General features: G+C 59.4%; 23 protein-coding genes and 1 pseudogene. 21 read left to right on the top strand and 3 right to left on the bottom strand.

The annotated features are described in order from the left end of the window. Positions 1-50: 50 nt before the first annotated feature. Entirely contained in the window at positions 51-1,304 is a 1,254-nt protein-coding gene (gene tyrS / locus EXN68_RS06350) for a tyrosine--tRNA ligase (protein ID WP_142840104.1), read from the top strand. Positions 1,305-1,478: 174 nt separating this feature from the next. Here tyrS and EXN68_RS06355 read toward each other — a convergent pair whose 3' ends face one another. Continuing rightward, complete coding sequence (locus EXN68_RS06355; protein ID WP_142840105.1) at positions 1,479-4,862, bottom strand: YhdP family protein; 3,384 nt, start codon at positions 4,860-4,862, stop codon at positions 1,479-1,481. A 235-nt stretch (positions 4,863-5,097) separates the two neighbouring features. Here EXN68_RS06355 and EXN68_RS06360 point away from each other — a divergent pair, with 235 nt between their 5' ends. The 14 genes and pseudogenes from EXN68_RS06360 to EXN68_RS06430 all read left to right on the top strand — a co-directional run bounded on the left by EXN68_RS06360 (position 5,098) and on the right by EXN68_RS06430 (position 17,900). Then, positions 5,098-5,565, top strand: a complete 468-nt coding sequence (locus EXN68_RS06360; protein WP_142840106.1) for a peroxiredoxin — start codon at positions 5,098-5,100, stop codon at positions 5,563-5,565. A gap of 17 nt (positions 5,566-5,582) precedes the next feature. After that, entirely contained in the window at positions 5,583-6,410 is an 828-nt protein-coding gene (locus tag EXN68_RS06365) for a ferritin-like domain-containing protein (protein ID WP_142840107.1), read from the top strand. Positions 6,411-6,521: 111 nt separating this feature from the next. After that, the gene (locus tag EXN68_RS06370; RefSeq protein WP_142840108.1) at positions 6,522-7,820 is read left to right on the top strand and encodes a M23 family metallopeptidase; all 1,299 of its coding nucleotides are present in this window, start codon (positions 6,522-6,524) and stop codon (positions 7,818-7,820) included. Between the two features lie 219 nt (positions 7,821-8,039). Next, positions 8,040-9,539 (top strand): DEAD/DEAH box helicase, encoded by a 1,500-nt coding sequence (locus EXN68_RS06375; RefSeq protein ID WP_142840109.1) that lies wholly within the window; start codon positions 8,040-8,042, stop codon positions 9,537-9,539. 13 nt (positions 9,540-9,552) lie between these two features. Beyond that, a complete protein-coding gene (locus EXN68_RS06380; protein ID WP_142840110.1) occupies positions 9,553-9,969 on the top strand; it encodes an NUDIX domain-containing protein in 417 nt (138 codons plus the stop codon). 838 nt (positions 9,970-10,807) lie between these two features. Next, a pseudogene (locus EXN68_RS06390) lies at positions 10,808-11,934 on the top strand (branched-chain amino acid ABC transporter substrate-binding protein). Positions 11,935-12,066: 132 nt separating this feature from the next. Continuing rightward, entirely contained in the window at positions 12,067-12,744 is a 678-nt protein-coding gene (gene rpe, locus EXN68_RS06395) for a ribulose-phosphate 3-epimerase (RefSeq protein WP_142840113.1), read from the top strand. A 55-nt stretch (positions 12,745-12,799) separates the two neighbouring features. Further along, entirely contained in the window at positions 12,800-13,306 is a 507-nt protein-coding gene (locus EXN68_RS06400; protein ID WP_142840114.1) for a hypothetical protein, read from the top strand. A 113-nt stretch (positions 13,307-13,419) separates the two neighbouring features. After that, positions 13,420-14,727 (top strand): adenylosuccinate lyase, encoded by a 1,308-nt coding sequence (gene purB, locus EXN68_RS06405; protein WP_142840115.1) that lies wholly within the window; start codon positions 13,420-13,422, stop codon positions 14,725-14,727. Positions 14,728-14,796: 69 nt separating this feature from the next. After that, positions 14,797-15,360, top strand: a complete 564-nt coding sequence (locus tag EXN68_RS06410; RefSeq protein ID WP_142840116.1) for an alpha/beta hydrolase — start codon at positions 14,797-14,799, stop codon at positions 15,358-15,360. A gap of 202 nt (positions 15,361-15,562) precedes the next feature. Next, positions 15,563-16,327 (top strand): phosphoribosylaminoimidazolesuccinocarboxamide synthase, encoded by a 765-nt coding sequence (purC, locus tag EXN68_RS06415; RefSeq protein WP_003516002.1) that lies wholly within the window; start codon positions 15,563-15,565, stop codon positions 16,325-16,327. A gap of 55 nt (positions 16,328-16,382) precedes the next feature. Continuing rightward, positions 16,383-16,625: a phosphoribosylformylglycinamidine synthase subunit PurS gene (purS, locus tag EXN68_RS06420; protein WP_003507918.1), complete on the top strand. Its 243-nt coding sequence runs from the start codon at positions 16,383-16,385 to the stop codon at positions 16,623-16,625. Positions 16,626-16,745: 120 nt separating this feature from the next. Then, entirely contained in the window at positions 16,746-17,417 is a 672-nt protein-coding gene (purQ, locus tag EXN68_RS06425; protein WP_052819707.1) for a phosphoribosylformylglycinamidine synthase subunit PurQ, read from the top strand. 78 nt (positions 17,418-17,495) lie between these two features. Continuing rightward, positions 17,496-17,900: a hypothetical protein gene (locus EXN68_RS06430; protein ID WP_142840117.1), complete on the top strand. Its 405-nt coding sequence runs from the start codon at positions 17,496-17,498 to the stop codon at positions 17,898-17,900. Positions 17,901-18,138: 238 nt separating this feature from the next. On the opposite strand, the gene EXN68_RS06435 is transcribed toward EXN68_RS06430, so the two are convergent. Continuing rightward, a complete protein-coding gene (locus EXN68_RS06435) occupies positions 18,139-18,444 on the bottom strand; it encodes a DUF1127 domain-containing protein (protein ID WP_052819706.1) in 306 nt (101 codons plus the stop codon). A gap of 93 nt (positions 18,445-18,537) precedes the next feature. Here EXN68_RS06435 and EXN68_RS06440 point away from each other — a divergent pair, with 93 nt between their 5' ends. The 3 genes from EXN68_RS06440 (at position 18,538) to EXN68_RS06450 (ending at position 22,593) form a co-directional block, all read left to right on the top strand. Then, positions 18,538-19,956 carry an aminotransferase-like domain-containing protein gene (locus EXN68_RS06440; protein WP_142840118.1) on the top strand — a complete coding sequence of 473 codons (1,419 nt, stop codon included), beginning with the start codon at positions 18,538-18,540 and terminating at the stop codon, positions 19,954-19,956. Positions 19,957-20,108: 152 nt separating this feature from the next. Then, positions 20,109-22,343, top strand: a complete 2,235-nt coding sequence (gene purL / locus EXN68_RS06445; RefSeq protein ID WP_142840119.1) for a phosphoribosylformylglycinamidine synthase subunit PurL — start codon at positions 20,109-20,111, stop codon at positions 22,341-22,343. 16 nt (positions 22,344-22,359) lie between these two features. Beyond that, positions 22,360-22,593, top strand: a complete 234-nt coding sequence (locus EXN68_RS06450; RefSeq protein ID WP_003507909.1) for a BolA/IbaG family iron-sulfur metabolism protein — start codon at positions 22,360-22,362, stop codon at positions 22,591-22,593. A gap of 134 nt (positions 22,594-22,727) precedes the next feature. Here EXN68_RS06450 and EXN68_RS06455 read toward each other — a convergent pair whose 3' ends face one another. Continuing rightward, positions 22,728-23,876: a hypothetical protein gene (locus tag EXN68_RS06455; protein WP_142840120.1), complete on the bottom strand. Its 1,149-nt coding sequence runs from the start codon at positions 23,874-23,876 to the stop codon at positions 22,728-22,730. Positions 23,877-24,088: 212 nt separating this feature from the next. Between EXN68_RS06455 and EXN68_RS06460 the strand changes: the two genes are divergently transcribed. The 3 genes from EXN68_RS06460 (at position 24,089) to EXN68_RS06470 (ending at position 26,165) form a co-directional block, all read left to right on the top strand. Next, positions 24,089-24,337 carry a hypothetical protein gene (locus tag EXN68_RS06460; protein WP_142840121.1) on the top strand — a complete coding sequence of 83 codons (249 nt, stop codon included), beginning with the start codon at positions 24,089-24,091 and terminating at the stop codon, positions 24,335-24,337. A gap of 147 nt (positions 24,338-24,484) precedes the next feature. Next, positions 24,485-24,820 (top strand): Grx4 family monothiol glutaredoxin, encoded by a 336-nt coding sequence (gene grxD / locus EXN68_RS06465; protein ID WP_142840122.1) that lies wholly within the window; start codon positions 24,485-24,487, stop codon positions 24,818-24,820. Positions 24,821-24,956: 136 nt separating this feature from the next. Beyond that, a complete protein-coding gene (locus EXN68_RS06470; protein WP_142840665.1) occupies positions 24,957-26,165 on the top strand; it encodes a multidrug effflux MFS transporter in 1,209 nt (402 codons plus the stop codon). Positions 26,166-26,170: the final 5 nt, after the last annotated feature.

Genomic DNA, 26,170 nt, shown 5'->3' on the forward strand with positions numbered 1-26,170 from the left:
GCGTTCATTGGCTCCAATGAAGCAAATATCCAACCAGAAAGTAAAAGGTTATGTCCAGGTTCAAGTCCGATTTCCTCCGCACGCTCGATGAGCGCGGCTTCATTCACCAGATCTCCGATGAGGCAGGTCTCGACGAACTGTTCGCCAAGGAAACCGTGACCGCCTATATCGGCTATGACCCGACGGCTTCGAGTTTGCATGTCGGTCACCTCACCCAGATCATGATGCTGCACTGGATGCAGAAGACCGGCCACCAGCCGATCTCGCTGATGGGCGGCGGCACCGGCATGGTGGGCGATCCCTCCTTCAAGGAAGAGGCCCGCAAGCTGATGACGATCGACATGATCGAGGACAACATCACGTCGCTCAAGCATGTCTTCGCCAACTACCTCGATTATGAACGCGCCAATAATCCGGCGCTGATGATCAACAATGCCGACTGGCTGCGTGGCCTGAACTACCTCGAATTCCTGCGCGATGTCGGCCGCCATTTCTCGGTCAACCGCATGCTGTCCTTCGACAGCGTGAAGACGCGCCTCGACCGCGAGCAGTCGCTGTCCTTCCTCGAATTCAACTACATGATCCTGCAGGCCTACGATTACGTGGAGCTGAACCAGCGCACCGGTTGCCGGCTGCAGATGGGCGGTTCGGACCAGTGGGGCAACATCATCAACGGCATCGACCTCGGTCACCGCATGGGGACACCGCAGCTTTACGCGCTGACCTCACCGCTTCTGACCACCTCTTCGGGTGCGAAGATGGGCAAGTCGGCATCGGGCGCCGTGTGGCTGAACAAGGACCTGCTGCCGGTCTATGATTTCTGGCAATACTGGCGCAACACCGAAGATGCGGATGTCGTGCGCTTCGCCAAGCTCTTCACCACCCTGCCGATGGACGAAATCGCCCGCATTGCGGCGCTTGGCGGATCGGAGATCAACGAAGCGAAGAAGATCCTCGCAACCGAAGTGACGGCGATCCTGCATGGCCGCGCTGCAGCGGAAGAAGCGGCTGAAACCGCGCGCAAGACCTTCGAGGAAGGCGCGCTGGCTGAAAACCTGCCCTCCATCGAGGTTCCGGCATCCGAACTCGAAGCCGGCGTCGGCGTCCTCTCCCTCATCGTCCGCGCCGGCCTTGCCGGTTCGAACGGCGAAGCCCGCCGCCACGTTCAGGGCGGCGCGGTGAAGATCAACGATCAGGGTGTTTCCGACGAACGCCAGACGATCGGCACCGGTGAAGTGACCGGCGACGGCGTCATCAAGCTGTCCGTCGGCAAGAAGAAGCACGTTCTGGTTCGCCCGGCGTAAGGGCAACGGAGAGATGTTCTTCCGGGGGAACGAAAGCATCTCCCGGGACAACTCCACCCCTCCCCGTCATCCTCGGGCTTGACCCGAGGATCCACAGCCCGGCGCAATGATGGATCCTCGGGTCAAGCCCGAGGATGACGTCGAGTGTGTGGCCGCCTTGTGATGTGGGCCCTGTTACTGAAATTCGAAAATCTGCCGGAAGACACCCGGCGCGATCAGCGACAGCGGGTTGATGGTCAGCTTCGGCTGGTCCGTCTGGCCGGACAGTTTGAAGGTAATGCCGAGCAGTCCCCGGTCGCGGCCGTTGCCGAGGAAGATGCCGATGAAGGGCAACTCGCCAAACAGCCGGTTCAGGCCATAAGCGGGCATGAAGGTACCGGTCATGTCCATGCGGCCGCTCTGGTCCTTGAGCAACCCCTGGAACGTCGCGCCGATCTGTTCACCGCGCACCACGCCGTTTTCCACCGCAACCGAACCATTGACGTAAACCACGCGGGCAAAACCGCGCTGGAACTTCTCCGAGCTGACATCGATGTTGCGGCGAACCGCATTGTTGAGGCTTCTGCCATCTTCACCGGCGGGGGTGGCGACGATATCCTGCAATTTCGCTTCGTTGACCACGGCGAAATTGCGCAGGTCGAGCGAACCGCTCCAGTCGCTGCCATTGGCGGTCGTCAGCGCCAGATTGAGAAGACCGCCACGGATGCGGCTGTAGATATTGGCGAAACGGGCAAGCGAACCGGCATCACTGCTGGTCAGCGTCACGGTTCCCGTCGCGCCGCGATTGGTGGTCTGCGCCACCACCGCCTGGCCGTTGCCGGTGACACCGCGAAAATCGATCGAACGCACCTTGCCGTCGCGCACGCTGATATCGGAACTGACATTGGCGAGGATTTCGTCGTTGAAACCATAGACCTTGTCGAACTGTGTCTTGATGGCAAGCGAGGGCTGCGAGCGCGACGTGCCATCACCGCCGCCGGAAGAACTGCGCAGTTTCGAAAGGAACGGCCGGACATCGGCGGATTTTCCCGAGGCGGTGATGATATAGCCGTTTTTGGAGGCCGCGACGGAAACGGCATAATTGTCGGAGGGCGACAGCTGCACACGGCTGAGATCGGCTGAAATCAGCCCGTTCTTGCTGAAGGCGATATCGCCGGCGGCGCCGAAACCGTCCCCGTCGAGGGAAAAATCACTGATCGTCGTGCGGCCATCCACTGTCTCGGTGGTGAAAGCGGCTTTTGCCGGAATGCCGATACCCTTGCTCCAGCCAAGCCCCGGCAGAATGATCGACGCCCGGGTCAGATCAAGCTTGATGTCCTGCCGTTTCGGATCCGCACCATCAACTTCCAGCACCGTCGTGCCGCCAAGAACCGAGGACAGTTCCGGCGCAAGCTTGGCGACCTGCGTTTCGTTCAGGGTCGCCTTCAGCGACAGCGTTGAGGGGACATCGCCGTTCTTGCGCACCGGCTCCGTCATCTCGATATCCATCGGCACATCGTCCACACGGCCCTTGCCCTGAAGCTTGAGCTGCCGGTCGTTCAACGCCATGAAACCGTCCAGCGCCGTCACCTTGTGACCGGCAAAGGGCTTCGTCAGCGCCAGGTTCTTCAAATCGAGATCGGCCGTCCACACCGGCGGAGGCGGGTTCTGGCTGGACAGCAGGCCAACGGTCAGCTTCGCACTGGCCTTCACGTCACCGGTGAAATCTTCCGGTTTGAACTGCGTATCCTTCAGCGCATTGATCGGCTTCAGCGTCGCAAGCTCGGCAACGGCGTCGGCAGAGCCGGAAACATTCAACTCGACATTTCCGAGCAGCGGCTTGTCATAAACATTGGAGATGAGGAACCGGCTGTTCTCCAGCGCAAGCGACCGGTTGGACGGGAAATAGGATGTCGCCCGCTCGATGTCGACGGTCATGCCGCCGCCGACCATATTGAAATGTGCATCGACATCCCGAAGCGGCGGAATATCGCCCGTGGTGTTCAGCCGCGTATCGTCAATATCGAAGCGGATCTGCATTTCGCTCTCGCCGAGCACCAGCGGGCAGCCGGGACCGCACATCCGCCCCTGCGGAATGAAGATCGCAATCGAGCCATTGGTGACCGTGCCGCCATAAAGGTTGGTTACCACCCACTCACGCGGCTTGTGCGCCATCCAGAACGGCCAGAGCTGCTTGACCGCCGTGGCCTCCATCTTCGGAATCTGGCCGCCAAAGCTGATTTCCGGCGAGCCTTCACCGAAGCGGACTTTCAGCGATCCCGCCATGTCTCCAAGCGGACCGGTAACGTAAAGCGCGGGAACGTCGAGCTGCTTTGTCGCCGCCGTAAATTGCCCATCCGCCTTCAGGCTGAAGGGAACCGGCTCCTCGCCCGAGGCTTCGGCCGAAGCAATTCCGTTGTCGACCCGGAGTGAAAGGCCGAAACCCTCCTCCGTATCGCGGATTTCACCGGTAACCGGTATAATCGTCCGTCCCAGCTCAAGCCGCGAATTGGCGATTACCAGGGTACTTTTTTCGAAATCATAGCGCGCATTGACGCTGCCGGCCGTGAAGGGCTGGGCTTCGCCACCAATCAGAAGCGTTCCGTTGCCCATGCCGACAGAAACTTCCAGCTGCGGCTCATGCCCTTCCGCAGCGCGCCGGGCGACGATGCTGACACCGGTCTTGACGTTTAGCCCCTCATGCAGATTGCCCTGCGGATCGAATTTTTCCAGAAACGGCCCGATATCGAAACCGTCGATCCGCGCCTGAAAACCGTCGATCACGCCGCCGGACCCAGATGTCGTCAGCGAGAGACTGGCGATCTCGCCGTTAAACAGCGTCTCCCCGTCAAGCGAATATCCACCCTGCTGGTCGGGTGTGAGCGACAGCTCGCGTATCTCGATGGTGCGTGGTTTTCCAAGCTCGCCGGGCGGCAGATGCACCGAAACGCTGGAAATATCGATTTCCTCGGTCCCGCTGCTTAGGAAAGCCTGGGCAAGCTTGTCGAGTTGTCCGAAGGCAGCCTGCAATTGCTGCGGTACGGCGTCGAGCTTGATGCTGGAAAGATCAAAACCGTTACCCTTGGGCAAAAGTGCCGTGTCGAGCTCCATGCCATCGGCTTCGAGGCTCTGTACCGAGATGCGGCCGGTCAGCAGCGCAAGCGGATCAAGCGCCATGCCGATCGCCCGGGCCCTGCTCAGATGCTGGCCGGAATCCTTCTCGACGATATCCACATCCTCGGCCACCAGCGCCAACCGCAGCCCGGTGGAGAACCTTATGGCCGAAGAGCCGATCCGGGCGCTGTAATGCGGTCCAAGCGCCCTCTCCAGCGCCTGTTGCGCCTGGCTGGAGAGCGTCTTGTCGATCGATCCCGTCTCGACGGAAAGAATGATGCCGCCGATGGACAGGAAGGCCAGCACGAAAAGAGCCGCGAAAATCTTGATAAAGGCGCGCAGCATGGAGCGCGGCGCCGGGCAATGCACGATGATGGGATCTTCGGCCTGTGCCGAAGGAAGATCGTGCAGGGCAATGATATCGCGCCTGCCGAACTTGACCTTTTCACCCCTGACTTCAGCCATACGCCCGTGCTTGCCCCTGAATAGCTTTTGTTTCGCCGCAACACCGGAGCGGGATGGCGAAAAGTGTAAGCGGTTTTCGTCTGGAATCCCGCTTTAATTCTTTAATCCAGATCACGATTGAGATTTCGGACCGATTAGACCTGAAATCTCAATCGTGATCTGGACGACGCGCGGTTTCGCTATATATCAAATGTGGCGACTTTCACTCAACATCCCGGCGAAAGAAAGGTAGATTATGACAGACTTGACGATTGGCAGCCCGGCTCCGGATTTTACTTTGCCCCGTAACGGTGAAGGAACGGTGACATTGTCCAAACTTCAAGGCAAGGCCGTCATTCTCTATTTCTATCCGAAGGACGATACTTCGGGTTGCACCGCAGAAGCGATCGACTTCAGCGCGCTGGGCGGCGAATTTGAAGCCGCCAACGCCGTCGTCATCGGCATTTCGCCGGACAGTGTCAAAAGCCACGACAAATTTGCCGCCAAACACGCGCTTTCCGTCATGCTGGCCTCCGACGAGGACCGCAAGGCTCTCGAAGCCTATGGCGTCTGGAAGGAAAAGAGCATGTATGGCAAGAAATACATGGGTGTGGAACGCACCACCGTCCTCGTCGCACCGGACGGCACAATCGCGGAAATCTGGAACAAGGTGAAGGTTGCAGGCCACGCGCAGGCCGTTCTCGAGGCTGCAAAAAAGCTCTGAAAAAAAACGGATCTTATGTGACGCCCCCGTTAAAAATCATCTCGCTGCGCGGCGGAGCGACGGATGCCATTGCGAGCGCCGATCTCGACCGTAAAACCGCGCTGGCACAGGAAACGGCGACACGGTGGTTCGAGCGTCGGCTGTCGTTGCGCTCTCCGCTCGATCCGCCCTTGCCCGAACGTCCGGGCAGACCGGAGAAGCCGGAACTCGTGCCGCCGACCGCCGTCGAGCGCCGCTCGCTTCACACCGTAAAGGGCCGCATCGCCCTGCTGCATGCCATCGCCCATATCGAACTCAACGCCGTCGATCTCGCGCTCGACATCGTTGCCCGTTATACAAGCGAACCGGTGCCGCACTCCTTTTTCGACGGCTGGATGCAGGTCGCCTTCGAGGAGGCGAAACATTTCCGGCTGGTGCGCGACCGGCTCAGAAACCTCGGGGCGGATTATGGCGATCTGCCCGCCCATGACGGGCTGTGGCAGGCGGCGCATTCCACCCGCAACGACCTGACCGCGCGGCTGGCCGTCGTGCCGCTCATTCTGGAGGCGCGCGGACTGGACGTTACCCCTTCCCTGCAGGCCAGGATGCGGGAAACCGGCGATCTCGAAAGCGCTGCCGTTCTCGATGTCATCTATAACGACGAAAAGGGCCATGTCGCCATCGGCGCCAAATGGTTCCGGTTCCTGTGCGCCCGTGAAAAGAAGGATCCGGCTGCAACCTTCAGACAACTGGTGCGTGCCAATTTCCGCGGCCCCCTGAAACCGCCCTTCAACGACCTCGCCCGTGCCGAGGCCGGCCTGACACCGTCCTTTTATCGCTCGCTGACCTCCGTCAGCCACAGCTAAAACCGCACCAGGCAACACGGCACAAGCGCAGATAGATGCTTCCGGCAAAACTTCGTTAACCTTAACGAATTATGATTTCCTGTGAGAAATCGGCCAGTCCGGAGAGAGATTTTGACTGATACAGCGGAAAACCGGGTATTCGGCAAAAAGCGGCCGCAGCACGTCCTCATACTGGCGAGCGGCGAAAAAGTTCGGCACATGACCATTCGGCCGTGGATGGCCGCCCTTGCCGGCTGCACCATTGGCCTGTTTTCGCTCGGCTATCTCGGCGCTACCGGCTACCTCATCCTGCGTGACGACCTGATCGGTGCGACCATGGCGCGCCAGACCCGCATGCAGAACGATTATGAAGACCGTATCGCAGCACTGAGGGCGCAGGTGGACCGGGTCACCTCCCGGCAATTGCTCGACCAGCAGGTCGTTGAAAAGAAAGTGGAAAAGCTACTGGAACAGCAGGCGGCGCTGACCTCCAGGCACGGGCGAATGAGCGAGTTGCTGGAGCGCGCCGAAAATTCCGGCGTCGCCGCCACACCCGCCACGCCCTCTTCCCTTTCAAACGCCATGGCGCCGGAAAAACGCGCCGATCTGACGGGCGGCCTGTCGGCAATCGAAAAGCTTATGGCGCCGCGCAAGCCGCAGCCGGAAACCCCCGCCGCAACCGACAGACGCGCCGCTTACGTGCCTCAGTCCGGCGAAACACCCTCGGACCGGGCCGATCGGGTGTTTTCCAAAGTGACCATTTCGTTGAAGGATATCGAGCGCCAGCAGATATCGCGCATTGCCAGATTGACCAACGACGCCGAAGACAAGGCAAGCGCGATGCAGGACATCATCCGGCAGGCCGGATTGAAAATCGACGAAAGCGGCACGGACGATATTGGCGGCCCCTATGCGGCGCCCGAACGCAGCGAAACTGACCCGTTCAACCTGTCGCTGAACAATCTCGACAATGCGCTGAACCGGCTGGACATCGTCAAGGAAACCGCAACCGCCCTGCCCTTCGGCAACCCCGCTCCCGGCAGGACGATCACCAGCCGCTTCGGCAATCGCATTGATCCGTTTCTCGGGCGGCCGGCTCTGCATACCGGCATCGATTTTCGTGCCGAAACCGGCGCCGACGTCAAGGCCACTGGGGCGGGCAAGGTAACAGTAGCGGAAAATTCCGGCGGTTACGGCAATATGGTCGAGATCGATCACGGTCAGGGCGTCTCGACGCGATTCGGCCATCTCTCCGCAATCCTCGTCAGGGCCGGCGACAAGGTGGAGGCCGGCGACATCATCGGCCGCGCCGGCAGCACCGGCCGTTCGACCGGTCCACATGTGCATTACGAGGTGCGCCGCAACGATACGCCGGTCGATCCGATGCGGTTCCTGATCGCCGGTGCCGAGCTTAAAACCTATTTAAAATGACGCCCCAGATTTAACGCTTTTTTTGCGCTTTTTACGATAAATCGCACGAAACTGCGCCACGGGCTGAAAAGCCTCGTCAGAACCGCGACGTTTCGCGTGCTTTTCCCGTTGTTTCCTTGACTTTCCGGCAATTTGGGCATATCCCCGCGCCAAGTCTTTGCAAGTGTCGCAGCGGCACGCAGGTGTTCTTACCGAACCAGAACGGAAAAAGTTCTTCCTTTGACAACATTCTCTGATCTTGGCCTGAGCCAAAAAGTTCTTTCCGCTATTGCAGATGCCGGCTACACGACGCCGACACCCATTCAGGCCGGCGCCATTCCGCCCGCACTGGAAAAGCGTGATATCTGCGGTATCGCACAGACCGGCACGGGCAAAACCGCGTCCTTCGTGCTGCCGATGCTCACCCTGCTCGAAAAGGGTCGCGCCCGCGCCAGAATGCCGCGCACGCTGATCCTTGAGCCCACCCGTGAGCTTGCGGCGCAGGTGGCCGAGAATTTCGAGAAATATGGCAAGAATCACAAGCTGAACGTCGCCCTGCTTATCGGCGGCGTGTCGTTCGAAGATCAGGATCGCAAGCTCGAGCGTGGTGCCGATGTTCTCATCTGCACCCCCGGCCGCCTTCTTGACCATTGCGAGCGCGGCAAGCTGTTGATGACCGGCGTTGAAATCCTCGTCATCGACGAAGCCGACCGCATGCTGGACATGGGCTTCATTCCCGATATCGAACGTATCGTGAAGATGATTCCCTTTACCCGGCAAACGCTGTTCTTTTCGGCCACCATGCCGCCGGAAATCCAGAAGCTGGCCGACCGCTTCCTTCAGAACCCGGAACGCATCGAGGTCGCCAAGCCCTCCTCCACCGCGAAAACCGTTACGCAGAACATCGTCGCTGCGCATAACAAGGACTATGAGAAGCGCGCTGTCCTGCGCGATCTCGTCCGCGCCGAAGAGGCCGAACTCAAGAACGCGATCATTTTCTGCAATCGCAAGAAAGATGTCGCCGACCTGTTCCGTTCGCTTGACCGTCACGGCTTTTCCGTCGGCGCGCTGCATGGCGACATGGACCAGCGTTCGCGCACCACGATGCTGCAGAACTTCAGGGATGGTAATCTGACGCTGCTCGTCGCCTCCGACGTTGCGGCGCGCGGACTTGATATCCCCGATGTCAGCCACGTCTTCAACTTCGACGTTCCCATTCATGCCGAAGACTATGTCCACCGCATTGGCCGCACCGGCCGTGCGGGCCGTTCGGGCAAGGCCTTTACCATCGTCACCAGAAATGACGCTAAATATCTCGACGCGATCGAAAAGCTGATCGGCGAAAAGATCGAGTGGCTGAATGGCGACCTCTCCTCGCTGCCCGCACCCATGGAAAGCTTTGAAAGCAATTCCGGCCGCCGGGGCAACAAGGAACGGGGTGGCAGGGGTCGCGACAGGAACCGTCGCGATGCGGCTCCGGTCGAAAACATTAATCAGGATGCACAATCCGCTGCGGTTACCGAGATCGTGGCTCACGGAGACGACAAGGTGAAAGCAGAACGCAGACCGGAAAAGACCCCGCGCAATTCCGACCGCAACATCCGTAATCCGCTGCACGCCAATGACGACAACCGCGAGCGCCGCCGCCACTATCGCGACCATGATGACGGCCCGACCCCGGTCGGCTTCGGCGACGACATTCCCGCCTTCATGCTGATCGTCGCCAACGCCAAGGGCTGAGGCCAGTACCAATATGACGCCGACAATCAAACCAGGGCTCGATTTTCCGGGTGTCGGCGTAGGCCTTGCGATATTGCGCGATGGCCAGTTGCTTCTCTGCCGGCGCTTGAAAGCGCCGGAAGCCGGATACTGGAGTATTCCGGGCGGCAAGGTTGATCACCTCGAATCCTCCCTCGCCGCAGCACGGCGAGAGGCCGAAGAAGAGACCGGGCTGACCATCGGCAAGGTCGAATTTCTCTGTCACAGTGAATATATCGATACCGAAGAGCGGCACCATTGGGTGTCGCTGATCTTCGTCGCCCGCGATACCCGTGGCGAGCCGGCACTGACCGAACCGGACAAGCTTTCCGATATTGGCTGGTTTTATCCCGACAATCTTCCTGCACCCATTTCCGCCTTCGCGAAGGACGCGCTGGCCGCCCTGAAATGAAGCCGAATAAGGGACCGGCAAGTGCGACGGTTGCCGCAGGCCGGGCATCTTTCAAATCTGGAACGGGTGCGTCGAAAAAGGCGGAAGCCTCTCCTGCCTGCAATGAAGGCAAGCCGGCAGAGCGATTTCTTTTCGGCAAATATAATAATAAGAGAACAGCTTTGCGTGAAGCTTTTCAGATTCAATTTTAAATTGCTTAAATTAGCTTTATGTAAAAAACCGCCCCAGTTTCCCGAAGCGGTTTATACGTAATGAAAATAATAGAATATAGAATGTAATATAGTCTGGCAGTGCTTATAATCGGAACACTTTCCGAGGCTGGTTACAGCCAATTTCAGTCGTCCCCTGAAACACGTATATCTAAGCTAAACATTTACTTTCCGTCAAGCAAATCTTCTCGCAAATGCGAAAAAAGACACGAAGAAAAATTGACGGAGAGCTAAAAAACTAATTTTTTTCTTTTAATATCAATAATTTAAATATATGAAAATAAAATGTGCACTTTTCACGGCTGCACTTTAAAGGGCAAAACAGCGCACAAGCCATTGCTAAACTGTGCTTATACGCATCGCGTGTTACAGTTTTATAAAGTAAAAATCCTCTCAACAAGTAATGGAGATACTTCTCCCGTCACGCTTTTCACAAGCGACTTGTCGATCAGCAAAAATGAATCCGCAATCAAGACAGTAGCGCACAATCATATTGGATAGCAGCAACTACAACGTGTCTTTAGGCCCGGTTTGCTTGAATCGGACAACTGGCGATCAAAACCGCTGCCTCGTGCACCGCGATATGCGATTATGCTGGGGTTCCGGCGATTTTTCCTTTGGAAAACCGTTTGTTGCCGATAAACATCAAGCGGGACAACAGGATTTCGCTCACGTCATGCTTTCACTTCGCCTGCTAACGATCATCGCCGGTTTTGCCTTTGCGGGCTCAGCAAGCGCGGCGTCGATCGGCATTGTTGCTCCGCAGAACGGGCCATATGAGCTTCTGGGGCAGCAGGTGCGACAGGGCGCGAAGGCCGCTGCCGCCAAACTCGGGCTTGATGTCGTCGAAATCCACGAAAGCTGCGAGGATGGCAGCGGCGGCGCCATCGCCGATGGCCTTGTGGCCGCCAAAGTCAGCGCGGCGATCGGCTTCCTGTGCACCGAAACGCTCCAGGATGTTCTGCCGCCATTGAAGGCGGCCGCCATCCCGGCAATCACGCTTTCCAGCCGCGCACCTATCCTGATGGAAGATGCGTTGAAATATGGCTGGCCGCTTTTCCGCCTCGCCCCTTCCGACAGGGCCGAATCGGAAAGGACAGCGGAAATCATCCTGCGCGACTGGAAAGGTCACTCCATCGGACTGGTGGATGACGGCACGATCTACAGCCGCGACCTGGTGGACAGGATTCGCTCCAAGCTGGAGGAAAACGGGCTGAAGCCCACCTTCACCGACACGATGCGCCCCAACCAGGAACAGCAGGTAGCGCTGGTGCGCCGGCTGGCGCGAACCGGCATCACCCATGTCTTCATCGGCGCGGAACGCAACGATGTTGCCATTGTCGCCCGCGACGCCGCCTCGGAAAGTTCCCCCCTCACCATCATGGGCGGCGATGCCATGAATGCGGCCAACGCCCCGGTAGCACTTACGGTAAATGTGCTCGCCATCACCCGCCCGGCCTATGACACATTGCCATCGGCCCAGGCCGTCACCGGTGAATTGCGCGCCGCCGGCATTGAACCGGAAGGTTATGTCCTGCCCGCCTATGCGGCCTCGGAACTGACGGCAGCGCTTTCGGAAGCGGCGCAGGCACAGTCGAAACCCGCGCCGGAAATATTGACGACCGGCACCGTCTTCAAAACCGTGATTGGCGACCTGAGCTTTAATCCCTCGCACGAACTTGCCGACAATCCCTACCGCCTGCAGCGCTGGAACGGCCAGCGCTTCGAACCGGCGGACAAGGCCGAAAAACAATAGGCAAAGCCAGTGCGGCGGGAAATTTGAGGAAGCCGGGCTGAAAAGCACCGCCAACCGCGCGGCAGGCCGTTTCAAACCCGGATACTTGGTGCTAAAGGCAGCTTACGCAACGCGTCGAGAGGAGTTTGCCCCATGTCCCTGCCCATCCGGATAGCCCCGTCGATCCTGGCTGCCAATTTCGCCAAGCTCGGACAGGAGGTCGCCGATGTCACGGAAGCGGGTGCCGACTGGATCCATCTCGATGTCATGGACGGTCATTTCGTCCCCAACATCTCGTTCGGGCCTGACGTCATCAAGGCACTTCGCCCGCACAGCAACGCCTTTTTCGATTGTCACCTGATGATCGCCCCCGTCGATCCCTATCTCGAAGCCTTCGCCAAGGCCGGTTGCGACAGCATCACCGTGCATGCGGAGGCCGGACCGCATCTGCATCGCTCGCTGCAGACCATCCGCACACTCGGCCGGAAGACCGGCGTGACCCTCAATCCCGCCACGCCGCTTTCCGTTATCGAAAACGTGCTTGATGATGTTGATCTCATCCTGATCATGAGCGTCAATCCCGGTTTCGGCGGCCAGAAATTCATTCCCGCCATGCTCGACAAGATCCGCGCGGCAAAGGCGATGATCGGCGACCGGCCGATCGAGCTTGAAGTGGATGGCGGCGTAACGGCGCAGACAGCCGGCGCGATCATCGCTGCCGGGGCCAATGCGCTGGTGGCCGGCTCGGCGGTCTTCAAGGGCGATGGTGTCGAAGACTACCGCAAGACAGTGTCATTGTTGCGCACGGCGGCGGAGGCCGGAAGGTCCTGACCCACGGAGAAAACACGCCGGAAGCAGGACTACGGGGCGTTTGGATGAGGGCTTGATGGACAGCGACAGGCAGGATTTCCGCAATACAGTATCGGCATCGCTGTTCCCTCTCCTTGCCCCGCTTGTCTGGGCCGTCTGTTCGGCGGCCACCGCCGCCCTCGGCCTCTATCTCCGAAACCGGCTGGAAACCGACCATGCCGCTGATATCTGGATATTGTTCTTCTGCGGTGGCCTTCTCGGCTGGCCGCTGGCCATGGTGGCACTGCGCTTCCTGCCCGCTTCTACCAGCCTGACGCTGCGCTTTGCGGCAAGCTGTCTCGCCATCGCATTCTTCACCCTGGCGGTCGCGGCGATATTTTTCGCTTTTCAGTACCGCATCTTTTATGCGCAGTGGCATGCGCCGGCGTTTTCCCGCATCTGGTTTTTCCAGCAGATCTTCACCTCGCTCGGCGCAATCTACCAGTTTTGCATTCTCGGCCTCGGCCTTTATTTCCCCTATGCAGCCGTTCCGCTGACCCTGGCGGGCGCAATCCTTTGCCGGCGGGCCCATCGCGCTACATAGCCATGTAGCTTTAGATTGAGATTACCGGAACACTTTGCTAAACGGGCAGCAAAACTCCCACAAAGCCAAGTTCCTCCACCAAGCCAAGCCTCTCTACGAAGAAAGTCATTGCCATGATCCCTCGTTACTCCCGGCCGGAAATGGTCGCCATCTGGTCGCCGGAAACAAAGTTCCGCATCTGGTTCGAGATCGAGGCATATGCCTGTGACGCACTGGCCGAGCTAGGCGTCATTCCGAAATCGGCGGCCCAGACGATCTGGGAAAAGGGCGGCAGCGCCACCTTCGACGTCGCCCGCATCGACGAGATCGAGGCCGTGACCAAACATGACGTCATCGCCTTCCTGACCCACCTTGCCGAATTTGTCGGTCCCGACAGCCGTTTCGTGCATCAGGGCATGACCTCGTCGGACGTGCTCGACACCACGCTCAACATCCAGCTCGTGCGGGCCGCCGATCTGCTGCTTGCCGATATGGACCGTGTACTCGCAGCACTTAAGACCCGCGCCTTCGAGCACAAGAACACGGTGCGCATCGGCCGCAGCCACGGCATCCATGCCGAGCCGACCACCATGGGCCTGACCTTTGCCCGCTTTTACGCCGAGATGCACCGCAACCGCGAGCGCCTCGTTAATGCCCGCGCGGAAATCGCCACCGGCGCGATCTCCGGCGCCGTCGGCACCTTCGCCAATATCGACCCGCGCGTTGAGGAGCATGTCTGCGCAAAGCTCGGCCTCATCCCCGAGCCGGTCTCCACGCAGGTCATCCCGCGTGACCGCCACGCCATGTTCTTTGCCGTTCTCGGCGTCATCGCCTCGTCGATCGAAAACGTCGCCATCGAAATCCGCCACATGCAGCGCACCGAGGTTCTGGAAGCCGAAGAGTTCTTCTCTCCCGGGCAGAAGGGTTCCTCCGCCATGCCGCACAAGCGCAACCCGGTTCTGACCGAAAACCTGACCGGCCTTGCCCGTCTGGTGCGCATGTCGGTCGTGCCGGCCATGGAAAACGTGGCGCTCTGGCATGAGCGCGATATCAGCCACTCCTCCGTGGAGCGCGCCATCGGTCCCGACACGACCGTCACGCTGGATTTCGCGCTGAACCGCCTTGCCGGCGTCATCGAAAAGCTGGTGATCTATCCGGACAACATGTTGAAGAACATGAACAAGTTCCGCGGCCTCGTGCATTCGCAGCGCGTTCTTTTGGCGCTGACGCAGGCCGGCGTTTCCCGCGAGGACGCTTACCGTCTGGTCCAGCGCAATGCCATGAAGGTCTGGGAACAGGGCGCAGATTTCCTTGAGGAACTGCTGGGTGACGAGGAAGTGCGCGCCGCCCTTCCCGAAGCGACCATCCGCGAGAAATTCGACCTTGGTTACCACACCAAGCATGTCGACACGATCTTCGCGCGCGTCTTCGGCAAGGCGTAAGGCAGGGTCTCCAAAGTTAATGCCGTCGCGGCCTTGATCGCGGCGGCATCACAACACAGATATGGGCGCATGAAAGTTTCAGAAGCAGATATCCTCATGGTACCGGGCTATACCAATTCCGGCCCCGACCACTGGCAGACCCGCTGGGAGCGCAAGCTTTCCACCGCCCGCCGGGTCGAGCAGGCGGAATGGACAAAACCCGTGAAGGAAGACTGGGTCGCCCGGCTGGTGGAAGAGGTCAATGCCTCCACCAAGCCCATAGTCCTCGTCGCCCATTCACTCGGCGTGCCGACCGTGATCCATGCGTTGCCGGAAATCGGCAAGAAGGTCTCGGGCGCGCTTTTCGTCGCGCCGCCCGATGTCGCCAATCCCGATATCCGCCCGAAACATCTGATGACCTTCGGCCCTTATCCGCGCGATCCGCTGCCATTTCCGACGATCACCATCGCCAGCCGCAATGATCCCTTCGGCACTTACGAACATGCCGATGACATTGCCGCCGCCTGGGGTTCGCTGCTGATCGATGCCGGCATGTCCGGCCATATCAACGCTGAGTCCGGCCACGGCCCATGGCCGGAGGGCGGCATGGTCTTCGCCCAGTTCCTGAGCCGACTGAAGGCGAACGAACCCTGACGAGGGGCTGAGGCAAGACCCGTCCCGCCACTTGCCAGTTGCACCGGCCGGTTTCCGGCCGGACAACCTTCCGGCCCGACACAAGAATTGAAGGGAAGATATGCGAGCTGCATTGTAGAATGCACTCTTTTCCTTTATGGGACCGCTCAAAGACAGAAACGTAACGCCACCAGAATCGGCGTCAACCAAGAGACCTGCCATTATGAACCGTCGCCGCCGTATTTACGAAGGCAAGGCCAAGATCCTCTACGAAGGTCCGGAGCCAGGCACGCTTATCCAGTTCTTCAAGGACGATGCGACCGCCTTCAACAAGAAGAAGCACGAAGTCATCGACGGCAAGGGTGTGCTGAACAACCGTATCTGCGAATATGTCTTCACGCATCTGAACAAGATCGGCATTCCCACCCATTTCATCCGCCGCCTCAACATGCGCGAGCAGTTGATCAAGGAAGTGGAGATGATCCCGCTTGAGATCGTCGTGCGCAATGTTGCCGCCGGCTCGCTTTCCAAGCGCCTCGGCATTGACGAGGGCGTGGTGCTGCCGCGCTCCATCATCGAGTTTTATTACAAGTCGGATGAGCTGGAAGACCCGATGGTCTCCGAAGAGCACATCACGGCTTTCGGCTGGGCCAACCCCGCCGAGCTTGACGACATCATGGCGCTTGCCATCCGCGTCAACGACTTCCTGTCCGGCCTGTTCCTCGGTGTTGGCATCCAGCTCGTCGATTTCAAGATCGAATGCGGCCGCCTGTTCGAAGGCGACATGATGCGCATCATTCTGGCCGACGAGATTTCGCCAGACAGCTGCCGCCTGTGGGACATCGAGACCCAGAAAAAGATGGACAAGGACCTGTTCCGCCGCGATATGGGCGGGCTCGTGGAAGCCTATTCCGAAGTGGCGCGCCGTCTCGGCATCATCAATGAAAACGAACCGATCCGCGGCACCGGCCCAGTCCTGGTAAAGTAATATCGGCCTCGTGAAGTAATATTGGCCTCTTAAGGTAAAATCAGGAGAAGATCAGGTGATCAAGGCACGGGTGACTGTTACGCTGAAGAACGGCGTTCTCGATCCGCAGGGCAAGGCAATCGAAGGCGCGCTCGGCAGCCTCGGTTTCGGCGGCGTCGGCCATGTCCGTCAGGGCAAGGTCTTCGATCTGGAACTGGAAGGCGCCGACAAGGCCAAGGCCGAGACCGACCTGAAGGCAATGTGCGAAAAGCTTCTGGCCAATACGGTTATAGAAAACTACGCTATCGCCATCCTCTAGATCGTTTTGGCTTTTCTTCGAATCTCCAAACCGACCTATGTCTTTGATTTTGCGCGTTGTCCGGACGTAAAAGCGTTTCCGCTTTTACTGGAAACGCTCTAAGCCGCAGGAGCCGTCCCGATGAAATCCGCTGTCGTCCAACTTCCCGGCCTCAACCGCGACCGCGACATGATCGCCGCGCTGACGAAAATCTCCGGAAGCGCGCCCGTCACCATCTGGCAGACAGAAACGGATATTCCCGACGTCGACCTGATCGTCATTCCGGGCGGCTTTTCCTATGGTGACTATCTGCGTTGCGGCGCGATTGCCGCCCGCATGCCGGTCATGCAGGCCATTCGCGAAAAGGCGGAAAAGGGCGTCAAGGTTCTCGGCGTCTGCAACGGTTTCCAGATCCTGGTCGAGGCGGGCATGCTGCCGGGTGCCTTGATGCGCAACGCCTCGCTGAAATTCGTCTGCCGGGAAGTGAAGCTAGAAGTCACCAATAACGACACCGAATTCACCCGCGCTTATGACAAGGGCCAGATCCTGCGCTGCCCCGTCGCCCATCACGACGGCAACTATTTCCTCGATACGGATGAGCTGAAGTCGGTGGAAGACAATGGTCAGGTCGTGTTCCGTTATGCTGAAGGCACCAATCCCAACGGCTCGCTGAACGACATCGCCGGCGTCATCAACGCAAAGGGCAACGTTCTCGGCATGATGCCGCATCCGGAAAACCTCATCGAAGCCGCCCATGGCGGCAATGACGGGCGTGGCCTCTTTGCTTCGGCGCTCGGCGTCATCGCAGCCTGATAGATCGGGCGGGCTTCGGGCCCGCCTTTTTTAATGCCGGCTTCCGGCTAAGTTTCGGCTTCTCTTCTGGATGACCTGATGCCTCGTCTTCTTCGCCACAATGCTTATAAAGCCACCGCATTGCTGCTCGCGGCAGTAGCGCTCGCCGCCTGCCAGCCGAAAACGCAGCCGGCTGCCTCCGTATCCCGCGCCGCCCTGCCGACGATGGAACGGATTGCTCTTGGCGCGAATGCCTGCTGGTTCAAATCGGGTGATGCGGCGTTCAAGGCCTATCGTCTGGCCCCGGAACTCAACTCTTTCTCCGGCCGTCCGCGCATCCTGCTCGTACCACGCAACAGCCCGGAATCACGCCCCATGCTGGTCGTTCAGGCAGAAGGCAATCCGGCGAAGCTCGATGCTTTCGGACCCGTCATGAACGAAGCCATCTCCGGCCGCATCGCAACCGATGTCAAGCGCTGGGCGAATGGCGGCAAGGGCTGCTGACTAGATACGTCTACGTCAAAGACGTCAGTCTCGCCCCGTGCCGAGGATCTGATGACCTCGAATAAAATCAATCCGTCGCAGATCCTCGGGACAAGCCCGAGGATGACGGCGGGCCATTTGCCTGCATCCCCGCGCAAATCCAATAAAAAAACCCGCCGACGCCGGTTGGGAGTGGCGTGGCGGGCTGCCGAATGGCTTGATGGCGCCGGGGAAAGAAGGCACCGCTCTTCGACAAAAATTATAAAGACCGCGACGGCCATGAGAAAAGCTGCGATTTCGCGGCTTCCTTCAAGGCTTCGTCCCGTGTAACGCCGATATCCTCCAGAAGATCGTCAGGCAATTCCCGCAAGGCGAGCCGTCCCCGTCGTTTCTGCTGCCAGCGCAACATGCCCATAATCAGGCGACCAATAAGCGTGCGGGCGATCTCGGCCGGAAAGGGCGCCGGTGCGACCATGTCGCCGGCATCGCGGAACACGCGTTCCCGTTCGTAGCCATCAGGATAAAGCGTATCCGCTGTCGAAAGGTATTGATCCATCTTGCGCATATTGCACCTATTGTCTCCGTGCGTTTAATCTCAATCAATGCAGACAATAAATACAATTGACTTGCTGACAGATACAATGCATAAATTGTCACCATGACAAATTGGCTTCCTGATCTCACCGAGGGCGACGGCCCGATTTATCTGCGCCTTGCGGACAGTATCGAAGGCGCGATTTCCGACGGCACCCTGCAGGCCGGCTCGAAATTGCCGCCTCAGCGCAATCTCGCTTACGATCTGGGCGTGACAATTGGTACAATCAGCCGCGCCTACGCGCTGATCCATGAACGTGGTCTCGTCAGCGGCGAAGTCGGCCGCGGCACTTATGTCAACGAGCGCAAGAGCCCCGCCCCGTTGTCGCGGGTAGAACCGGCGGCGGCGGCATTTGGCGGCACGCGTTATGCCATCGACACCAGCGCCGAGTTCCGCCTGAACACCACGGCGGCACCCGATGTTGGCCAAAGCGTGCTGATCGGCAAGTACATCGAGGCGCTCGCGAAAGAGCATCCCTTCGAAATTTCCAACTACACCCGCACCCTTCCAGACAACTGGTGCATGGCGGGCGCTCGCTGGCTGTCCCAGAACGGCTGGTCACCCAAACCGGAAAACATCGTTTCGACGCTCGGCGCCCATGCCGCAGTGATGAGCGTGGTAACGGCAATGACCGCGCCGGGGGACCGCATCGTCTTCGAACCGGTCACCTATTCCCATATCAGCCGCAGCGCCGCCCTTGCCGGACGCCGCGTGACACTGGTGGAAGCGGATGAAAAGGGCATTGTTCCCGATGATTTCGAGCGCGTTTGCGCCCAACAGCATCCGAAAATGATCTTCCTGATGTCGGCGGGCCAGAACCCCACCTGCGCCACCCTGCCTGAAGATCGGCGGCGGGCAATTGCCGATATCGCCCGCAGATACGGCGTATGGATCATAGAGGACAATCTCTACGGCGCTATGACCCGGGATGCGATCCCGCTCATCGCGGAATTTGCACCCGACATCACCTTCGTCGTCGGCGGCCTGTCGAAATCCGTTTCGGCCGGCACCAGGGGCGGCTGGGTGGCCTGCCCCTCGCAATTTTCATCGAGAATACGGATTTCGCATTCGATGCTGACCGGCGGCCTGCCCTTCATGCTGGCCGAACTGAATGCCCGCCTCGTCAATAGCGGCGACGCCGACGATATCCGCAAGGATTGCATTGCCGAAATCAACCAGCGCGAAGCGATCGCCCGACGCGTCTTTTCCGGGCTGGAATTCAATTCGCTGCCCGATATTGCCTTTTTGTGGCTGAGACTGCCCGAACCGTGGCTTTCGGGAACCTTCCGCAGCGCGGCCATGAAGGAAGGCGTGCTGATCGACGACGAGGACGAGTTCAAGGCCGGACGGACGGACAAGGTTTTCCACCGCATCCGCATCAGTTTTTCCGGCCCATCCGAACAAAAGGAAATGACGCAGGCCTTCGGCATCCTCAGACATCTGCTCGACAATGGGTCGGTGGGTTACGAAAGCGTGGCGTAGTCCTTTCTGGACCCGCAGGCATCACCCATGAGCCGCCGTGAACGGCACAAACCGCCAATTAGCGGGTGAATCCACGCATTTTCCTGTCGCACCATTGAGCCTCTTGCGCTAAAGAACCGGAAACTTTCCTCGGCTCGAACCGCGTGAGACCTATGTCTATCTCAAACTCCATCAAGATCACCCCGGAACTCGTTGCATCCCACGGGCTGAAGCCCGACGAATACCAGCGTATCCTCGACCTGATCGGACGGGAGCCGAGCTTTACCGAGCTTGGCATCTTCTCGGCCATGTGGAACGAGCACTGCTCCTACAAGTCTTCCAAGAAGTGGCTGAAGACCCTGCCGACAACAGGACCGCGCGTCATTCAGGGCCCCGGTGAAAATGCCGGCGTGGTGGATATCGACGATGGCGACTGCGTCGTCTTCAAGATGGAGAGCCACAACCACCCGTCCTATATCGAGCCCTATCAGGGTGCGGCAACCGGCGTCGGCGGCATCCTGCGTGACGTCTTCACCATGGGCGCCCGCCCGATCGCGGCCATGAACGCGCTGCGCTTCGGTGCGCCTGACCACCCGAAGACCCGCCACCTGGTTGCCGGCGTCGTCGCCGGTGTCGGCGGATACGGCAATTCCTTCGGCGTGCCGACGGTTGGCGGCGAAGTGGAATTCGACCCGCGGTATAACGGCAACATCCTCGTCAACGCCTTCGCAGCCGGCCTTGCCAAATCCAATGCGATCTTCCTCTCGGAGGCCAAGGGCGTCGGCCTGCCGGTCGTTTATCTCGGCGCAAAGACCGGCCGCGACGGCGTCGGCGGTGCGACCATGGCTTCGGCCGAATTTGACGAATCCATCGAAGAAAAGCGCCCCACCGTTCAGGTCGGCGACCCCTTCACCGAGAAATGCCTGCTGGAAGCCTGCCTTGAACTGATGAAGACCGGCGCGGTCATCGCCATTCAGGATATGGGCGCCGCCGGCCTCACCTGCTCGGCCGTCGAAATGGGCGCCAAGGGCGACCTCGGCATCGAGCTTGACTTGAACGCCGTGCCGGTGCGCGAAGAGCGCATGACGGCTTACGAAATGATGCTGTCGGAAAGCCAGGAGCGCATGCTCATGGTTCTCGAGCCTTCCAAGGAAGAAGTCGCCAAGGCGATCTTCGTCAAATGGGGTCTGGACTTCGCCATCGTTGGCAAGACCACCGATGATCTGCGTTTCCGCGTCATTCACAATGGCGAGGAAGTCGCCAACCTGCCGATCAAGGAACTCGGCGACGAGGCTCCCGAATATGACCGCCCATGGACGCCCGCCAAGGTGCCGGCGCCGCTGGCCGAAACCGACGTTCCCGCAGCCGATATTGCCGATGCACTGGTGTCGCTGCTCGGTTCGGCCAACAACTCCTCGCGCCGCTGGGTCTATGAGCAATATGACACGCTGATCCAGGGCAATTCCCTGCAGCTACCGGGTGGCGATGCCGGCGTGGTGCGTGTTGAAGGCCACGACAAGAAGGCGCTCGCGTTCTCCTCCGACGTAACCCCGCGTTATGTCGAGGCCGATCCCTTCGAGGGTGGCAAGCAGGCGGTTGCCGAATGCTGGCGCAATATCACCGCGACAGGCGCTCTGCCGCTGGCGGCCACCGACAACCTCAATTTCGGCAATCCGGAAAAGCCCGAGATCATGAGCCAGCTGGTCCATGCCATCAAGGGCATCGGCGAAGCCTGCCGCGTCTTGGAGTTCCCGATCGTTTCTGGCAACGTCTCGCTCTATAACGAGACCAATGGCCAGGCGATCCTGCCCACCCCCACCATCGGCGGCGTTGGCCTCCTGAAGGATTGGGGCCGCATGGCACGCATCCGTTTCGCTGCCGAGGGCGAAGTGGTGCTTCTGGTCGGCGCACCTGCCGGCCTCGGCACGCATATCGCCCAGTCGGTTTACATGCGTGACATCCATAACCGTATCGATGGCCCGGCGCCGCATGTCGATCTGGCTGCCGAGAAGCAAAACGGCGATTTCGTTCGTGGCGTCATCACCGACGGCCTGGCCACCGCCGTCCACGATTGCTCCTCGGGCGGTCTGGCGCTTGCGATCGGCGAAATGGCGATTTCCTCGGGTATCGGCGCAACGATCGATGCGGTCGAAGGCCACAATCCGGTCCTCACCTTCTATGGCGAAGATCAGGGCCGTTATGTCCTCACCGTCAAGAAAAGCGATCTCGACAAGGTGCAGGCGGCTGCCAAGACGGCGGGCGTTTCCTGCGTGGCCATTGGCGTTACCGGCGGTTCCACCGTAAAGCTGGGCACGGCGCGCGCTGTCGAGATTAAAGAATTGCACTTGGCCTATGAATCGTGGTTCCCTCAATTCATGGACGGCGAAACTTTGCTCGCCGCAGAATGAATTAAGGAGAAACACCATGCCCATGAAACCCGGCGACATTGAAGACATGATTAAGGCGGGAATTCCCGGGGCAAAGGTCACGATCCGCGATCTGGCCGGTGATGGCGACCATTACGCGGCAGAAGTCGTTGCGGAAGCATTCAAGGGCAAGACCCGCGTGCAGCAGCACCAGATGGTCTATGACGCGCTGAAGGGCAATATGGGCGGCGTTCTGCATGCCCTTGCCCTGCAGACCTCGGCTCCCGAATGATTGCGACCGTGAAAGCGATGCCGGCGAGACAGTTTCACTGTCCCGCCGACGCATAAAGGCTCCGGACTAAATAAAAGGCCCGCGTGACACTCTCACGCGGGCCTTTTCACATCGATGGAATGGCAAAACGCTGCTTACAAGGCAGGCGGCGTCTGCGAATCCAGATCGGCAAAAGACGCGGCCGGCACCGGCCCTGCCGTCAGCAGCGTAAAATCGTAGCCGGACCTGCGATCCGGACCGAGAACATATTGCCGGTGCATGCGCAGGAAATTGCGCTTGTTCTTTTTATAACGCTCCGGCGAAAGCGAGTGCTTGAAACGGATCGGCACGATCTTGGGCTGCGGCGCATCTGCGTGACCGGTCAGGGCCACGGTATTGCACCGGTAAAGATGGATTGGATCGGTCAGACACTGGATGTCGAACCACGTCACTTGCTGGTGACGTGCGATCGTGCCGACGCTCTCACGCAGCCTGCCCGCACTCGACAGGAACGCGCATTGCAGCGCCGCCCCACCCAAGGTGGCGAAAGACAGTTTCCGGCCTTCAAGCGCGTCCGGCTTCAGCTCCAGCACGCGGCCGATGGTGGCGAGCGCAAGACTGGCGCCCATGCTGTGTGAAACGACCAGAACCTCGTCCGAGGGCTGTTCGAGCGCCGTCAGGACAAGCGCCGCCCTCTCCTCGATCCAGTCGCGCGCAATCGGTTCATCGCGGCCGACCGCAAGCGCGAACCGCCAGTCCGCGTAAAGGTGCAGGGTGTGAAACCGCTCGGCAAACGGCAGAAACGCCTTCACGAAAAACAGCGCGGCGGCAGGAAGGCTGATCACAAACAGCCAGAGTGGCAAAGCGAACAGCCATGGCGAAAGGGCAATAGCGGCAGCAAGCCCGCCACCGACAAGCATCAGCAGGAACGGAAAGATGAAGAACAGGCCGAAACGCCAGGCATGGCGAAAGTAGCGCGCCGCACCCCCTTCACTGACGATGCCCGCCCCGGCCTTGAATCCGAGCCAGATCTGCCGCCAGACCGGTTCATCCCGCAGCTCGGAGATGACCCCATTATGATCATAGACAAAAATCTCCGAACGGGTTCGCCAGTCGCCCGCCGAGGCCTCCACCGTGAATGTTTCACCCCCTGGCGCATTCTCCAGCGGCCCCACCGCATAATCGACATCCCAGGTCTTGCCGGCAAGCGCCGCCGCCCGCTGGTAACGCAGATGATGGGCCGCCGCATCAAGCGGATCGAAACCGGGGAAATAAAGAACAAGTCGTGACTTGACGGTCGGCATGCACAAACCTTCGGGCGGGAGCATTTCCAGTAAAAGCGGGGCCGCTTTTACGCCAGGACAATGCGTAGAAACAAATAGATAGAGCGTTTTCGCGTTTCAGAGAAAAGCGGAAATGCTCTAGAGACACCCGAAAGGATCGCTTGATACAGTGGGCGATGCACGTATAGTAAAAATCGCGACGGAAATATGATTTATTTAGCGGTGAGGGAAATTTGTCTAGCATCGTCGATCAATTGCTCAACGGCGTCGTCAAGGGCGCGCTCTCTGAAATCCTCACCAAGACCGGTATCCGCAAAACCCGCCGCACGCGCCGGACGAAAAACAGCGGTTCCCTCGCAGGCGGCATCGTCGGCTCCGTTCTGGAAGCCGCGATCAACGCCGCCGTCAAACCCAAGCCGGCCAAGAAGCAGGTGAGCAAAAGGCGCACCGCCGCCGCCCGCAGCCGGCAGAGATATCGCTAAGGCGTCTCAAGCCACGTTTTTGGCATGTCGTGCATTGCCACACCCGCGCATTTTTTACGCTTTCCGGGTGGAAATCGCGCCGCGACATGTTATCTAGGGACAAACAGAAAGCAGCGGCCTTGAACCGCATGTGAAAGGAATAAGCCTATGAGCGGCATTAACGACATGATCGACAGCGAAGTGAAGAGCAACGACATCGTTCTTTTCATGAAGGGCACCCCGCAATTTCCGCAGTGCGGTTTTTCCGGCCAGGTGGTACAGATTCTCGATTATCTCGGCGTCGACTACAAAGGCATCAACGTGCTTGCCGATGCTGACATCCGTCAGGGTATCAAGGACTATTCCAACTGGCCGACCATCCCGCAGCTCTATATCAAGGGCGAATTCGTCGGCGGCTGTGACATTGTAAAAGAGATGTTCCAGTCCGGCGAACTTCAAAACCACTTCCAAGAACAGGGTATCAGCGTCCGCGGCGCGGCCTGATTTCGGCCGGTTAACCGGCCCACCCTGATTGTCAGAAATGTATGCCAGGCGTTGCTTCAAGCAACGCCTTTGCCGTTCTTTTTGGGGCAATCCTGTGACAGAACTTTCACAATCCACCACTTCGCGCGCAGGCTCGATGGGGCGCACGGAATTTATCGCGCTTGCCGCCATGCTGATGGCGCTGAACGCGCTTGCCATCGACATCATGCTGCCCGGTCTTCAGGAAATCGGCGCATCACTGGGCGTCGTCAATGAAAACCACCGCCAATACGTGATTTCCACCTATCTTCTCGGCTTCGGCGTCGCCCAGCTTCTGTATGGGCCGATCTCGGACCGTTTCGGCCGCCGCAAGCCGATGCTCGTCGGTTTGGCCATCTATATCATCTCCGCCATTGCCGTGGTCTTCGTGCCGTCATTCTCCGGCCTGCTGGTCCTGCGCTTCATTCAGGGCATCGGTTCGGCGGCGACGCGTGTCATCACCATCTCGATCGTCCGTGACATCTATGGCGGCCGTCAGATGGCGGAAGTCATGTCGCTGATCATGATGGTCTTCATGGTCGTTCCGGTCATCGCGCCCGGCACCGGCCAGATCGTGCTTTTCTTCGGCAACTGGCATCTGATCTTTGCCTTCATGGCCGGCATCGCCGCCGTCGTGACGGCCTGGATGTATTTCCGCCTGCCGGAAACCCTGCATCCGGATGATGTCCGTCCTTTCACCGCCCGTTCGGTGCTCGGCGGCTTCAAGATCGTGCTCACCAACCGTATCGCGCTCTGTTATACGCTTTCGAGCACCTTCATCTTCGGCGCGCTGTTCGGCTTCATCAACTCGGCTGAACAGGTCTATAAGGGCATTTATGGCCTCGGCGCCTGGTTTGCGGCGGCCTTTGCCGGCGTTGCGCTGTTCATGGCCTTCTCGTCCTTCATCAATGCAAGGCTGGTCGGCAGGTTCGGCATGCGCAAGCTGTCGCACGGATCGCTGCTCGGCTTCATCGCCATCACCTTTATCTGGCTGGTGGTGCAGGTGGTGGGACCGGAGCCAATGCCCTTTGCCATCTTCATCGTGTTCTTTGCGCTGGCCATGTTCCAGTTCGGCTGGATCGGCTCGAACTTCAACTCGCTCGCCATGGAACCGCTCGGCCATGTTGCCGGCACTGCCTCCTCCGTCATCGGCTTCATGGGAACCGTCGGCGGTTCGCTGATCGGCGCCGGCATCGGCCAGGCTTTCGACGGCACGGCGCTGCCGATGGTGGCCGGCTTCTTCGTCGTCTCCATCATCGGTCTGATCTTCGTGCTGATCGGCGAAAAGGGCATGCTGTTTCAGGCTCACAACAAGCCGACACGGTGAGAGCC

It is taken from the genome of Martinezella rhizogenes (assembly GCF_007002745.1).
GTDB lineage: Bacteria > Pseudomonadota > Alphaproteobacteria > Rhizobiales > Rhizobiaceae > Agrobacterium > Agrobacterium cucumeris.

What these genes read in the sequence shown, in the direction of transcription:
- tyrS (WP_142840104.1), top strand. Translation starts at nt 51, where the DNA reads ATGTCCAGGTTCAAGTCCGATTTCCTCCGCACGCTCGATGAGCGCGGC.
- EXN68_RS06355 (WP_142840105.1), bottom strand. Translation starts at nt 4,862, where the DNA reads ATGGCTGAAGTCAGGGGTGAAAAGGTCAAGTTCGGCAGGCGCGATATC.
- EXN68_RS06360 (WP_142840106.1), top strand. Translation starts at nt 5,098, where the DNA reads ATGACAGACTTGACGATTGGCAGCCCGGCTCCGGATTTTACTTTGCCC.
- EXN68_RS06380 (WP_142840110.1), top strand. Translation starts at nt 9,553, where the DNA reads ATGACGCCGACAATCAAACCAGGGCTCGATTTTCCGGGTGTCGGCGTA.
- rpe (WP_142840113.1), top strand. Translation starts at nt 12,067, where the DNA reads ATGTCCCTGCCCATCCGGATAGCCCCGTCGATCCTGGCTGCCAATTTC.
- EXN68_RS06400 (WP_142840114.1), top strand. Translation starts at nt 12,800, where the DNA reads ATGGACAGCGACAGGCAGGATTTCCGCAATACAGTATCGGCATCGCTG.
- purB (WP_142840115.1), top strand. Translation starts at nt 13,420, where the DNA reads ATGATCCCTCGTTACTCCCGGCCGGAAATGGTCGCCATCTGGTCGCCG.
- EXN68_RS06410 (WP_142840116.1), top strand. Translation starts at nt 14,797, where the DNA reads ATGAAAGTTTCAGAAGCAGATATCCTCATGGTACCGGGCTATACCAAT.
- purC (WP_003516002.1), top strand. Translation starts at nt 15,563, where the DNA reads ATGAACCGTCGCCGCCGTATTTACGAAGGCAAGGCCAAGATCCTCTAC.
- purQ (WP_052819707.1), top strand. Translation starts at nt 16,746, where the DNA reads ATGAAATCCGCTGTCGTCCAACTTCCCGGCCTCAACCGCGACCGCGAC.
- EXN68_RS06430 (WP_142840117.1), top strand. Translation starts at nt 17,496, where the DNA reads ATGCCTCGTCTTCTTCGCCACAATGCTTATAAAGCCACCGCATTGCTG.
- EXN68_RS06435 (WP_052819706.1), bottom strand. Translation starts at nt 18,444, where the DNA reads ATGCGCAAGATGGATCAATACCTTTCGACAGCGGATACGCTTTATCCT.
- EXN68_RS06440 (WP_142840118.1), top strand. Translation starts at nt 18,538, where the DNA reads ATGACAAATTGGCTTCCTGATCTCACCGAGGGCGACGGCCCGATTTAT.
- purL (WP_142840119.1), top strand. Translation starts at nt 20,109, where the DNA reads ATGTCTATCTCAAACTCCATCAAGATCACCCCGGAACTCGTTGCATCC.
- EXN68_RS06450 (WP_003507909.1), top strand. Translation starts at nt 22,360, where the DNA reads ATGCCCATGAAACCCGGCGACATTGAAGACATGATTAAGGCGGGAATT.
- EXN68_RS06455 (WP_142840120.1), bottom strand. Translation starts at nt 23,876, where the DNA reads ATGCCGACCGTCAAGTCACGACTTGTTCTTTATTTCCCCGGTTTCGAT.
- grxD (WP_142840122.1), top strand. Translation starts at nt 24,485, where the DNA reads ATGAGCGGCATTAACGACATGATCGACAGCGAAGTGAAGAGCAACGAC.
- EXN68_RS06470 (WP_142840665.1), top strand. Translation starts at nt 24,957, where the DNA reads ATGGGGCGCACGGAATTTATCGCGCTTGCCGCCATGCTGATGGCGCTG.